Source organism: Saccharopolyspora hattusasensis (genome assembly GCF_050972075.1).
Lineage (GTDB): Bacteria > Actinomycetota > Actinomycetes > Mycobacteriales > Pseudonocardiaceae > Saccharopolyspora > Saccharopolyspora hattusasensis.
In genome coordinates this window covers 3910516-3922638 of record NZ_JBPCDC010000001.1, presented here as the reverse complement: position 1 = coordinate 3922638, position 12123 = coordinate 3910516, and the positions used below count along the sequence as shown (strand labels likewise).

The 12123-nt window shown below is 70.0% G+C and carries 11 protein-coding genes; 6 read left to right on the top strand and 5 right to left on the bottom strand.

The annotated features are described in order from the left end of the window. The first annotated feature begins 12 nt into the window (after positions 1-12). Both ACRXBZ_RS18385 and ACRXBZ_RS18380 read left to right on the top strand, forming a co-directional pair. The gene (locus ACRXBZ_RS18385) at positions 13-423 is read left to right on the top strand and encodes a DUF3151 domain-containing protein (RefSeq protein ID WP_433880133.1); all 411 of its coding nucleotides are present in this window, start codon (positions 13-15) and stop codon (positions 421-423) included. Between the two features lie 317 nt (positions 424-740). Next, positions 741-1844, top strand: coding sequence for an FUSC family protein (locus ACRXBZ_RS18380; protein WP_433880132.1), 1104 nt, complete (start codon positions 741-743; stop codon positions 1842-1844). Positions 1845-1855: 11 nt separating this feature from the next. Here ACRXBZ_RS18380 and ACRXBZ_RS18375 read toward each other — a convergent pair whose 3' ends face one another. From ACRXBZ_RS18375 to ACRXBZ_RS18365, 3 genes are all read right to left on the bottom strand, one after another. After that, on the bottom strand, positions 1856-2137 hold the full coding sequence (locus ACRXBZ_RS18375) for a hypothetical protein (RefSeq protein ID WP_433880131.1): 282 nt from the start codon (positions 2135-2137) through the stop codon (positions 1856-1858). A 143-nt stretch (positions 2138-2280) separates the two neighbouring features. After that, positions 2281-2919, bottom strand: coding sequence for an HNH endonuclease family protein (locus ACRXBZ_RS18370; RefSeq protein ID WP_433880130.1), 639 nt, complete (start codon positions 2917-2919; stop codon positions 2281-2283). A 339-nt stretch (positions 2920-3258) separates the two neighbouring features. Further along, the gene (locus ACRXBZ_RS18365; RefSeq protein WP_433880129.1) at positions 3259-3960 is read right to left on the bottom strand and encodes a hypothetical protein; all 702 of its coding nucleotides are present in this window, start codon (positions 3958-3960) and stop codon (positions 3259-3261) included. A 103-nt stretch (positions 3961-4063) separates the two neighbouring features. On the opposite strand from ACRXBZ_RS18365, the gene ACRXBZ_RS18360 reads away from it, so the two are divergent. Next, a complete protein-coding gene (locus ACRXBZ_RS18360) occupies positions 4064-5350 on the top strand; it encodes an adenylosuccinate synthase (RefSeq protein WP_168585780.1) in 1287 nt (428 codons plus the stop codon). Positions 5351-5737: 387 nt separating this feature from the next. On the opposite strand, the gene ACRXBZ_RS18355 is transcribed toward ACRXBZ_RS18360, so the two are convergent. Further along, positions 5738-7351 (bottom strand): Na+/H+ antiporter, encoded by a 1614-nt coding sequence (locus ACRXBZ_RS18355; RefSeq protein WP_433880128.1) that lies wholly within the window; start codon positions 7349-7351, stop codon positions 5738-5740. A 140-nt stretch (positions 7352-7491) separates the two neighbouring features. Continuing rightward, positions 7492-8607, bottom strand: a complete 1116-nt coding sequence (locus ACRXBZ_RS18350) for a glycerophosphodiester phosphodiesterase (protein ID WP_433880127.1) — start codon at positions 8605-8607, stop codon at positions 7492-7494. Positions 8608-9048: 441 nt separating this feature from the next. On the opposite strand from ACRXBZ_RS18350, the gene purD reads away from it, so the two are divergent. The 3 genes from purD (at position 9049) to ACRXBZ_RS18335 (ending at position 11962) form a co-directional block, all read left to right on the top strand. Beyond that, on the top strand, positions 9049-10308 hold the full coding sequence (purD, locus tag ACRXBZ_RS18345; protein WP_433880126.1) for a phosphoribosylamine--glycine ligase: 1260 nt from the start codon (positions 9049-9051) through the stop codon (positions 10306-10308). Positions 10309-10453: 145 nt separating this feature from the next. Further along, complete coding sequence (locus tag ACRXBZ_RS18340; RefSeq protein WP_433880125.1) at positions 10454-10753, top strand: hypothetical protein; 300 nt, start codon at positions 10454-10456, stop codon at positions 10751-10753. Between the two features lie 12 nt (positions 10754-10765). After that, positions 10766-11962, top strand: a complete 1197-nt coding sequence (locus ACRXBZ_RS18335) for a WXG100 family type VII secretion target (RefSeq protein ID WP_433880124.1) — start codon at positions 10766-10768, stop codon at positions 11960-11962. Positions 11963-12123 lie beyond the last annotated feature (161 nt).

The following is a 12123-nucleotide window of genomic DNA, read 5'->3' as shown; positions in this document are numbered from 1 at the left end:
GAGGATTGGGGCATGACGAGGAATCTGTTGGAACCGCCGGAAACCCTGCTGCCGGAGAACGAGGCGGCGCAGGGCGAACTGGCCGCGGGCACCGACCCGGCCGAGGTCGCCGCGCACCACCCCACCTTCAGCGCCGCTTGGGCCGCGCTCGCGGAGTCGGCGCTGACCGCAGGCGAGAACATCGCCGCCTACGCCTACGCCCGTACGGGCTACCACCGTGGCCTGGACGCCCTGCGCAAGGCGGGCTGGAAGGGCTTCGGGCCGGTGCCGTGGCGGCACGCCCCGAACCAGGGCGTGCTCCGCTCGATCGCGGCGCTGGCGAAGGCCGCGAAGGCGATCGGCGAGGCCGACGAGTTCGACCGCTGCCGCCAGCTGCTCGCCGACAGCGACCCGGCGTCCCTGGAAGCGAACGGCCTGGCCTAAGAGCCTCTCGGCGAATGCCGTCCGCGCCTTTGGAAGCGGCGTAGCCGCTTGCATTCACCTTGCCAAGACGACCGTCGGCGGGTTCTGAGAGGTTTTCTGGCGAGGACGGCCCCTCCGCCGCGTATTGGACATACATCAGGAGGGGCACCCGCAGTCCAGGGAACCTCTCAGGTTCCGCTAAGCGACCACCCACCCAGACTATGCACCAACAGGCTCTGAGCGGAGTCCTCGGGTGCGCGACCGGTCCGGTCGCGCACCCGAGGATCAAGCGAGGATCACTTCGGTGACGCTCGGATTGCGCCGGGATCTGTCGGACAATGTCCACCGTGCACCGATTGCGCGAGGAGCTCGTCCGCCGCTTGCGCCGCCTCATGCGCACCGGCGTTCCGATCGCCCAGTGCGCGATCGCGGCCGGCCTCTCGTGGTTCCTGGCACGCCACTTGTTCGGGCACCCGGCCCCGTTCTTCGCGCCGATCGCCGCCGTCATCTCGCTCGGCGTCACGCTGGGCCAGCGGATGCGGCGGGCCCTGGAGCTGGTGGTCGGCGTCAGCGTCGGGATCGGCGTCGGCGACATCCTGATCTCGTTCATTGGCACCGGCGCCTGGCAGATCGCGCTGGTCGTCGCGCTGGCCATGAGCACCGCGGTGCTGCTGGACAGCGGAGTCGTGATCGTGCTGCAGGCCGCGTCGTCGTCGGTGCTGGTCGCGACGCTGCTGCCACCGGCCAGCGCGGGCGGGCTGACCCGCATGATCGACGCGGCGATCGGCGGCCTGGTCGGCTTCGTCGTCGCCGCACTGCTGCCGGCGAACCCGCTCGCCGTGGCGCACCGCAACGGGCGCCTCGTGCTCGGTGCCCTCGCCGACGCGCTGCGCGGTGTCGGGAACGCGGTGGCACGGCAGGACCGCGATCTCGCCACCGATGTGCTCGCGAAGGCGCGCAAGAGCCAGAAGCACGTGGAAGAACTCCGCACCGCGCTGGAGGCCGGGCAGGAGATCGCGCGGTTCGCGCCCATCCGGTGGCGGCGGCGCGGCGACCTGGAGCGCTACGAGACGGCGGCGACGCCGATCGACCGCGCGCTGCGCAACACCCGCGTGCTGGCGCGACGCGCGCTCGCCGCGCTGCGGGACGGCGAGCCGGTGCCCCGCCCGCTGCCGGGGCTCCTGGAGGAGTTGGCGGGCGCCGTGGTGCTGCTGCGCGACGAGCTGGCCAGCGGTGTGGATCCGCTGCAGACCCGCGAGGCCGCGCGGTCGGTTGCCAAGAAGTCCACAGTGGAGCTCCTCGGCGAGGGGGACTTCTCGATGCAGGTGGTGGTGATGCAGGTCCGCTCGATCGCGGTGGACCTCCTGCAGGCCACGGGCCTCAGCCGAATCGAAGCGATCGCCGCCCTACCGCCCCTGCACCCCGAGGAGAAATCCGGGTGAGGGCCCCTCGCTCAGCCACGTAGGCCGGCATAGGGGCGGTGCAGGACCGCTACCAGGGCGGTGTGCAGCGCACTGTGATCGCGCGGGTCGTGGAGGTGGCAGTCGGCTGCCGAGAGCCGGTACCACTCGGCGGCGCCCGCATAGCGCACCCACACGGTCACGTCACCGTCGGCGCATTCGGTGGCCAGCTCCAGGTCGCCGGTGATCACACCGACCTCGTCGGTCATCACCCCGCCCGGCGGCGCGGTTACCTCGGAACGCAGCACCGCTGCGCGCTCTGCGTGGTCTGACATCGAACCGCCCTCTTCACGACGCCTCGGATGTCCCAAGTATGTCCTGCCAGGACCCGACGCGTTCGGACGGCGATTTCGCGCAGTGCCGCGCCGGCCAGGTCCGGACGGAGTGGTGCCCCGCTGGTCGGGCGGGGCACCGGTGATCAGCAGCCGTCGAGGGCCTTCTGCAGCGCGGACTTCTCCGCCTCGGTGACGGTCAGCTCGTACTTGTGCTTGGTGCCGACCCACATCGACGCGTACTTGCAGTGGTAGCCGGCCTCCGGCGGCATCCACTCGTCCGGGGTCTGGTCGCCCTTGGACTGGTTGACGTTGTCGGTGACGGCGATCAGCTGCGGGCCTTCCAGGTCGTTGGCGAACGCCTGGCGCTGGTCCTGGGGCCACTTCGCGGCGCCGGAGCGCCACGCGGCGGCCAGCGGCACGACGTGGTCGATGTCCAGATCGGACGGTTTGGTCCAGGTCACACCGTCGTAGGGGCTGAACCAGCTGCCGGAAGTCGGGTAGCAGTCCGAGCCGACCGCCACGTCCTTCCCGTCGCGCTTGAGTACCGCCTCGCGGGTGTTGCAGCCGTCCGGGCCTTCGATCCAGTGCGGGAACTTCTCCCGGCTGTAGCCGTCCATCGAGCCCTCCGGCGCGACGGTCAGCTCAGCGAGTTCGGTCTTCGCCGTCTCCGGGCTGGGAATGCCGGGCGGCTCGGCGCTGGCCGGAACGGCCAGCGCGAGGCCGAGGGCACCCGCCAGGGGCAGGGCGGTCAGGGTCGCGCGCAACGATCGGTGGCCTCTCATGGCTTCCCTCCGCATGGGCGTCTCGCCGGTGTCCGTGTTGACCATTGCCCACGCAGGTGGCCAAGACAATGCCGGAGCGTGACCGACGGATAACTTGGCGTGAAACCGCCACCGATCGTGCCACCGCCTGGTTAATTTCGCACCAATCCGGCGCACCGGTTCCGGAAGTCACCGAAATTGCGGCTCGCCGAGTTGGTTCCGTCGGCGCTCGTCCCGTTTGGAATGGGTGATTTCGGGCCCATCCGGCCCGGATTGACGCAGGTCAGCGCGTTGTGTGTCGGGGGATCCCGATTTCGGGTGAAATTGGATCCTATTTGGTAGAAATGCGGAGTTCTGATTTCAGTGGGCCAGTTGGAGGTCCTCGGTGTGCCGGTACCAGACCCACTTCTCCATCGGGCGCGGATGGGCCACGCCGTCGCGGCGCACCGTCGCCGAGCGGAACGACGCCTGCACCGCGCGACCGCGCGTGACGTCGCGCCGACGGCGCAGCAGGCCGCGGCGGATGGTGGTGACCAGCAGGCCGTCGGCGGCCGGCTCGAGCATGGCGCTCAGCGGATCCGCGGTGGGCTCCGGCAACGGCGTGGCGGCCGGGTCCGGCGAGATGGTGATGTTTACCGCAGCGCCGTTGAGTACCTGCTCGTCGTCGCAATACACCTGGCCGGTGATCGGCTCGATCGTCCCCTCGCCGAGCAGCACGCCACCCGAATCGTCCCTGATCAACGCCGCCGGGCGCGGCACCGCGGTGAGCGCGCGGTCGAAGTCTCCGACGCGGAGCCCCCACAGCCGCGCGGCCGGCGAGTCGGCGACCGGGACGTAGCCGACGACCAGGTCGGCCAGCCGGTTCTTGCGGAGCAGGCGCAGCACCACCGCCGCGAGGTCGGCGTCGGTGCCGTGCACCACCAGCCGCTCCTCGGTGTCGGCGACCAGCGGATCCACGTCGTCGCGGCCCGGCGTGGCCGGGACGCCGAACCATTGCACTCCGTCACCGGACGGGCGCGCTGCGCACTCGACGTTTCCGCAGGACAATGCGGTGGTACTCACGTTTCGCTCCTGGTTTACCCTGATCGACCGGCATACCCCGTGGTGGGAGCGGGCGAAGCGTGCGGTCACGCTGGCGACCACCCAATCCAGGTTGGAGTTTCACATGCCGGCGATCGTGCTGATCGGCGCCCAGTGGGGCGACGAGGGCAAGGGTAAGGCGACCGACCTGCTCGGTGAGCAGGCGCAGTGGGTCGTCCGTTACCAAGGCGGCAACAACGCGGGTCACACCGTGGTGCTGCCGGACGGGCAGGACTTCGCGCTGCACCTCATCCCGTCGGGCATCCTCACCCCCGGCGTGACCAACGTGATCGGCAACGGTGTCGTCGTCGACCCCGGCGTGCTGCTGGAGGAGTTGGCCGGGCTGGAGGGCCGCGGCGTGGACACCTCGCAGCTGCTGGTGTCGGCCGACGCGCACCTGATCATGCCGTACCACGTGGCCATCGACCGGGTCACCGAGCGGTACCTCGGCAAGAAGCAGATCGGCACCACCGGGCGCGGCATCGGGCCCTGCTACCAGGACAAGATTGCCCGGGTCGGCGTGCGGGTGCAGGACCTGCTGGACGAGAAGATCCTGCGGCAGAAGGTCGAGGCCGCGCTGGACATCAAGAACCAGATCCTGGTCAAGGTCTACAACCGCCGAGGGCTGGACGTCGACGAGGTCGTGGACACCGTGCTGTCCCAGGGCGAGCAGTTCGCCAGCCGCATCGCCGACACCAAGCTGCTGATCAACGAGGCGCTGGAGCGCGGCGAGACCGTGCTGCTGGAGGGCTCGCAGGGCACCCTGCTGGACGTCGACCACGGCACCTACCCGTTCGTGACCTCGTCGAACCCGACCTCCGGTGGTGCCTGCGCCGGTTCCGGCATCGGCCCGACGAAGATCAACGCGGTGATCGGCATCCTGAAGGCCTACACCACCCGCGTCGGCGCCGGTCCGTTCCCGACCGAGCTGATCGACGAGGCCGGCGAGAACCTGCGCAAGCAGGGCGGCGAGTTCGGCGTGACCACCGGCCGGTCGCGGCGCACCGGCTGGTTCGACGCGGTGATCGCGCGCTACGCGACCCGCGTCAACGGGATCACCGACTACTTCCTCACCAAGCTGGACGTGCTGTCCGGGCTGGAGACGATCCCGATCTGCGTCGCCTACGACGTGGACGGCGAGCGGGTCGACGAGATGCCGATGACGCAGACCGGCGTGCACCACGCGGTGCCGGTGTACGAGGAGATGCCGGGCTGGTGGGAGGACCTCAGCGGGGCGCGCACCTTCGAGGACCTGCCCGCCAACGCCCAGGCCTACATCGAGCGGATCGAGGAGCTCGCCGGGGCGCGGATCTCGGCGATCGGCGTCGGCCCCGGCCGCGACCAGACCATCGTCCGCCACACCATGGCGTGAGTTGAACCGCAATTTCAACGAGCGTTTCCAGGTGGCGGAACCTCAGCGGCCTTCTCGGCTGCAGGATCCCGGACACACGTATGACCAATACGTCGCGTCCGGGCTGTCCTGGCGAGAAGGCCGCTGAGCACCCGCGGCGGTGCCGGTTGCGAGGGTGGGCCAAGGCTGCAGCCCCGCCTGCGGCAGCCCCGCGCCACGGGGCTTCCAGCATCGCGGCTCCGGATCGGCCACGCTGAACAGGCCCAAGGAAACCGGACCTTCGATTTCAATTGGAAATCATGGATCATCGGCGTGTCGCACGCCGACACGCCGATGACTGTGGACAACTTCCGCAATTTCCATTGAAACCGGATCTTCGATTTCAATGGAAATTGCGGGGAACTGGGGTCAGCGGTTTCGCCAGGAGCTGTCCAGGGCGGCTTCCTGTAGGTCCAGTTCGCGCAGGACGCGGCGCAGCACCTCGTCGTCGAGGTTGCCCGCGTCCCGCTCGTCCGCCATCGCCGAGCGCTGCACCTCGATCAGGTCGCGGCGCAGGTCGGAGAACACCTTGCTCGCGGTGTCCGCCCGCTCGTCGGGCGTGCGCCCGACCTGCTCCGCCGCCGCCATCCCCTGATGCTCCACCAGGGCCCGCATCCGGCCGATGATCCGGTCGAAGTGCTCCGGGCTGGTGTGCAGGTCGTCGGGCGTGAGCCCGTCCAGGTAGCGCAGGGCGGCGTTGGTCGCGGTCACGCGGGCCTCCGACTCAGCCTGGTCGTCGCGCGCGGCCTCGTCCGGGTCGGTGACGCCGAGCTTGCGGATCAGCCACGGCAGCGTCGTCCCCTGCACCAGGATCGTGCCGACCGCGATCACGAACGCCATGAACTGGATCAGCTCCCGTGCCGGGAACGGCTCACCGGTGCCGGTGGTGTGCGGGATCGCGCCCGCGGCCGCGAGGGTGACCACGCCGCGCATCCCGGCCCACGAGAGCACGGCCGTGCGCCGCCACCGGGCGCCACGCTTCATGGTGGTGGCCAGCAGCTGCGACAGACCTGGCAGGTAGTTGGAGCAGAACATCCACCCGATCCGGATGCCGATCGTCGTGGCCAGGATGATCAGCGCGTGCACCAGCACCGCGCCGATGTTGCGCCCGGAAGCGACGAGCGTTGCGACGACGGAGTGCAGCTGCAGCCCGATGTAAGCGAACACAAGGCTTTCCAGCAGGAGGTTGATCGACGCCCAGACGGTGTGCTCCTGGAGCCGCCCGGCGGCCCGGGCACGCGGCTGGTTGTGGCCGACGTACAGCCCGGCGGTCACCACCGCGAGCACGCCGGAACCGTGTAGCTGCTCGGCGGTGAGGTAGGCGATGAACGGCACGAGTACGCCCAGCACGGTCGCCACCTGCACGTCCGGCACGCGGGTCCGGGCGATCTGCGCGAGTATCCCGAACACCAGCCCGAGGACGACGCCGTCCACCACGGCCAGCACGAACACCAGCGTCCCCTGGGCCAGGGTCGGCGTGGTGCCGACGACCGCGGCGATCGCCATCCGGTAGATCGTCAGCGCCGCGGCGTCGTTGATCAGGCTCTCCCCGCCGAGGACCGTCATCACGCCCCGCGGCAGCTTCAGCTGGCGGCCGACCGCGGCGGCGGTGACCGCGTCCGGCGGCGCGATGACCGCGCCGAGCACGATCGCCGAGTTCAGCGGCAGTTCCGGGATGAGCGTGTAGGCCAGCCAGCCGATCAGGAACGACGTGGCCACGACCTGCAGCACGCCGTGGTGCACGATCGGCGCGATCCGCGCCCGGAAGTTGGTGTAGGAGCTCTCCAGCGCGGCGGCGTAGAGCAGCGGCGGGAGCACGACGGTCAGCAGCAGCTCCGGATCGATCTCCAGGTGCGCCGTGGCGGGGATCAGCGAAGCGACGAGGCCGACCAGGACCAGCAGCAGCGGGGAGGCGATCTCGCGGCTCCGCGCAACGGCAGTGACCAGCAGCGCACCGATCAGGACGAGCAGCAATTGGGCCACCGAGCACCTCCGTCCATCATGGACAGGTTAGGCGGCCCGATGGCCGTGGTACCTGTGAAAGAACAGCCCCGTGAGTGTTTCTGGGGGTTGGGGCACCCGAAAACACTCACGGGGCTCGAGCAGCGGAAGCGGAGTTCCGATCAGCGGTGCGTCGCGGCGAACTCGTCGCGGGCGGTGACGGCGATGTCCGGCTGGTCGCTGAAGATCCCGTCGATGCCCTGGTCGAACAGCGCCCGGAAGAACCCGAAGACATCGCCGAAGGCGGCCGGGGCGGCCGAGGACCGGAAGTCGGCCGGCAGGAAGTTGTTCTCCGCGCGGACCGTGTACGGCACCACCTTGAGCCCGGCCGCGTGCGCGTCGGCGACGACGGTCGTCGGCTTGGTGAGGAAGCCGTCGACGTTCACCGGCAGGATCACCTTGGTGTCCGGGCCGATCACGTCCGCGTATCCGGCGATCTCCCGCAGGCCCTCCGGCTTGACCAGGTCGGCGTAGGTGCGCGGGTCACCGGACTCGATGAAGTCCTGCGGCGCGCCGGAGTTGCTGATCAGCTGCACGAGCTGCACCCGCAGCACCTGGTCGAGCTCCTTGAGGTTGCCCACCTCGAAGGACTGCACGGCGACCTTGGCGTTCGGCCGGTTCAGGCCGCTGCGGGTCAGCGCCTCGACAACGCCGGGCTCCAGCGGCAGGCCGAGCTTGGCGAAGTAGCTGGGGTGCTTGGTCTCCGGGGCGACGCCGATCTCGCGATGCAGCTCCCGGGACAGCCGCTCGCGCAGGTCCAGGACCTCCTGGAACGTCGGCACCTCGTAGCGGCCGTCGTAGATCGTGTTGTCCGGCCGGATTGCCGGGATGCGCTCCTTGGCGCGCAGCGTCTTGAGCTCGGCGAGGGTGAAGTCCTCGGTGAACCACCCGGTGAGCGAGGTGCCGTCGATGACCTTGGTGGTCTTGCGGTCGGCGAACTCGGGGTGCGCGGCGACGTCGGTGGTGCCGCCGATCTCGTTCTCGTGCCGCGCGACCAGCACGCCGTCCTTGGTGGGCACCAGGTCCGGCTCGATGTAGTCGGCACCCATCCGGGCCGCCAGTTCGTAGGAGGCCAGCGTGTGCTCCGGCCGGTACCCGGAGGCACCTCGGTGCCCGAAGACCGCCACCTGGTCGGTGTCCTGCGGCCGGATCGGTGCGGCGATGGCGGGCGCGGTGATCAGCCCCAACGCCGCTGTGCCCGCGACGGACAGAGCCGTCAGGCGTACCCGGATCGTCATTTGCCCTCCTGTGTCTCGCGCAGCATGTCGATCAACGCTGCACATTCGGGCAAAACACTGACCGCCGCAATCGACCATTCACGCAAGGCACGGCGACCCGGCGACAACGGTCAGGTGAACTACCGGGATCGGCCGGATGATCCAGCCCACGTGAGCGCCTGTCGGCGAATGCCGTCCGCGCCTTTGGAAGCGGCGTAGCCGCTTGCATTCACCTTGCCAAGACGACCGTCGGCGGGTTCTGGGAGGTTTTCTGCGAGGACGGCCCCTCCGCCGCGTATTTGGTCATACATCAGGAGGGGCACCCGCAGTCCAGGGAACCGCTCTCAGGTTCCGCTAAGCGACCACCCACCCAGACCATTCACCAACAGGCTCGGCATCCGCGCGAGGATTGGCGGGGGGCATTGCCGACGTGGCGTGCCGCACGCTCTACGCTCACGTTTTGTGCGAATCCTCGTGATCGGTGGCGGTGGTCGGGAACACGCGATCGTCCTGGCGCTGTCCCGCGACCCGTCCGTGACCGCGCTGGCCTGTGCGCCGGGCAACGCGGGCACCGCTGCCCTCGCCGAGACCTACGGCGTCGACGTCGCGAAGCCGGACGAGGTGGCCGGCCTGGCCACCAAGTGGCAGGCCGACCTCGTCGTGTTCGGCCCAGAGACCCCGCTGGTCGCGGGCGCCTCCGACGCGGTCCGGGCGGCTGGCATCCCCTGCTTCGGCCCGTCGAAGGAGGCCGCGCGCATCGAAGGCTCCAAGGCGTTCGCCAAGGACGTCATGCTCGCCGCCGGTGTGCCGACGGCGCACAGCGAAGTGGTGGACAACCCGGCGAAGCTGGACGCCGCGCTGACGCGCTTCGGCCCCACCTGGGTGGTCAAGGACGACGGACTGGCGGCCGGCAAGGGCGTGCTGGTGACCGGCGACTTCGACGCGGCTCGGGCGCACGCGCTCAAGCTGCTCGACGGCGGGCACCCGGTGCTGCTGGAGTCGTTCCTGGACGGCCCCGAGGCGTCGTTGTTCTGCCTGGTCGACGGCACCACGGTGGTCCCGCTGCTGCCCGCGCAGGACTTCAAGCGGGTCGGCGACGGCGACGCGGGCCCGAACACCGGCGGCATGGGTGCCTACGCGCCATTGCCGTGGGCACCGGATGACCTGGTCGAGACCGTGGTGCGCACCATCGTGCAGCCGACGGTCGACGAGCTGGCGCGACGCGGCACGCCGTTCTCCGGCCTGCTTTACGCCGGTCTGGCGCTGACCTCCAGCGGCCCGCAGGTGATCGAGTTCAACTGCCGCTTCGGCGACCCCGAGACCCAGGCCGTGCTGGCGCTGCTGCGCACGCCGCTGGCGTCGCTGTTCAACGCCGTCGCGCGCGGCGAGCTGGCCGAGCAGCCGCTTGAGTGGGAGTCCGGTGCCGCGGTGACCGTCGTGGTGGCCGCGGAGGGCTACCCCGGGCGGCCGCGCGTCGACGACGTGATCCAGGGCGGCGACGTCCAGGGCGTCCTGCACTCCGGCACCCGTCGCCGGGAGGACGGCGCGGTGCTTTCCGCCGGCGGCCGCGTGCTGTCGGTGGTGGCCACCGGCGCGGACCTGGCGGCGGCCCGCGAGGAGGCGTACCGCCGGGTCGAGGGCGTACATCTGCCCGGCTCGCACTACCGCACCGACATCGCGCTCCGCGCGGTGCAGGGCGAAATATCCGTTCCGACCGCCTGACCGGCCCGAAACTTCGCTGAAATCCGCCCGGTGATAGGGAATTCCCCGACACCGGGCGGGTTTTTCTGATGTCCTTGCTCTGGCCCACGGAACCGGGTCGCGGTGCCCGCCGTCGAACGTGCGGGGTTGAGCGCGAGGAGGAGCGGTGACCCAGGCGGGCTACAACATGCAAGCCCTGGAGGACTGCCGAGCGGTGCTGGACGGCAAGGCCGGGCCGGTCGGGGCGGTCGGAGACGGCTTCGAAGGCCAGCACGTCGACGGCGCGATCTTCGGCGAGCTGGAGGCGGCGGGTTCGTTCGCGTCCGCGATCACCGAGCTCGACGTCACGGGCAAGCGGGAGCTGGACGCCGGGGAGCAGTTGTTGCGCAGCGCGAGCAGCGCGCTCGACGCGGTGCGGACCACCGTCGAGGACATCGACCAGGCGAACGTCGAATCGTTCCGCTGAGCTGGGGACCAGATGGGGATTTCGGGAGAGGTGGCGAGCAAGCCCGGTGGGGGCGAGCTCGCCGAGCAGCTTCGCAAGATCGAAGACAGCAGGCCGGAGGACATCCGCGCGATCGGCAACCGCTGGCGCGAGGCGGCCGGTAAGACCGGCGACCACGGGCGGGATCTAGACCAGTCCGTGCGCAGTCTCGACGGGGCGTGGGAGGGTGCCTCCGCGGACGCCTTCGTCGCCTACATGGGCAAGATGACCGGCGGGTTCGACAAGGCCCGCGAGGCGTTGCAGAGCTCGGCCGACGTGCTGGACCGAGCGGCGGATGCGGTGCGGTCCGCCAAAGACCAGGCCAACGCGATCGGCGAGCGGGCGCTGGCCGATGCGCGGCGCGCCGAGGACGCCTACCAGAAGGAGATCGCCGGAACGACCGACCAGGCCGCCAAGGAGGAGGCGGCGGGACGGCGCGACGAGGCCATCAGGAAGGCCATGCAAGACCATGCCCAGGAGGCCACCGGCAAGATCGACGAGGCGAACTCGAAGCTCGGCGCCGCGCTGGGCGAGTTGCGCGGCGCCGCGGCAGGGCTCACCGGAGCGTTGTCCTCGCTGCCGAAGGCCGGCGAGCAACCGTTCACGCCGACCCCGGGTCGGCAGGTCGACTGGGACATGACCCCGCCCTCGCAGACCAACCAGCAGTCCGCCACGCCCGGCGGCGAGTCGAGCTCGTCCGGTGGCTCCGGCGGTTCTGGTGGTGCCGGTGGTGGCGGGGGCGGTGGTGAATCCGGCGGCTCAGGCGGCTCTGGTGGCGGTGGCGACGGTGGCCTCGGGCCCAGCGGTGGCCCGCCCAGCAGCGGTCCGCCGCCCGGCAACGTCGAGCAGTGGATCCGGGAGGCCGTCAAGATCCTGCAGGCCAACGGCATCCCGGTCACCGAGGACAACATCGACGAGATCTGGACGATCATCCAGAAGGAGTCGGGCGGCAACCCGCACGCGATCAACGACTGGGACTCCAACGCCGCGAAGGGAACGCCGTCGAAGGGCCTGATGCAGTGCATCGACCCGACGTTCCAGGCGCACAAGCTCCCCGGGCACGACGACATCTGGAATCCGGTGGACAACATCATCGCCGGGGTCCGCTACACCTTCGACCGCTACGGCGGCTTCGAAGGGCACCCGGGCCTGAAGTCCATGTCCCAGGGCGGCGGCTACCAGGGCTACTGACGGGCACCTGTTTCCAGGCCCGTTTTGCATGGCGGTGCCGGCGGCGGAACACCAGAGGCCTTCTAGGCTCCGGGATCCCAGACGCGCGGTATGTCGTCCAGTACGCGGTATGTCCAATACGCGGTATGCCAATACGTCGCGTCGGGGCTGTCCTCGCGAGA

Excerpts from the sequence above, each read along its gene's own strand:
- ACRXBZ_RS18350 (WP_433880127.1), bottom strand. The coding sequence starts at position 8,607 with ATGACGATCCGGGTACGCCTGACGGCTCTGTCCGTCGCGGGCACAGCG.
- ACRXBZ_RS18335 (WP_433880124.1), top strand. The coding sequence starts at position 10,766 with ATGGGGATTTCGGGAGAGGTGGCGAGCAAGCCCGGTGGGGGCGAGCTC.
- ACRXBZ_RS18385 (WP_433880133.1), top strand. The coding sequence starts at position 13 with ATGACGAGGAATCTGTTGGAACCGCCGGAAACCCTGCTGCCGGAGAAC.
- ACRXBZ_RS18380 (WP_433880132.1), top strand. The coding sequence starts at position 741 with ATGTCCACCGTGCACCGATTGCGCGAGGAGCTCGTCCGCCGCTTGCGC.
- ACRXBZ_RS18370 (WP_433880130.1), bottom strand. The coding sequence starts at position 2,919 with ATGAGAGGCCACCGATCGTTGCGCGCGACCCTGACCGCCCTGCCCCTG.
- ACRXBZ_RS18375 (WP_433880131.1), bottom strand. The coding sequence starts at position 2,137 with ATGTCAGACCACGCAGAGCGCGCAGCGGTGCTGCGTTCCGAGGTAACC.
- ACRXBZ_RS18360 (WP_168585780.1), top strand. The coding sequence starts at position 4,064 with ATGCCGGCGATCGTGCTGATCGGCGCCCAGTGGGGCGACGAGGGCAAG.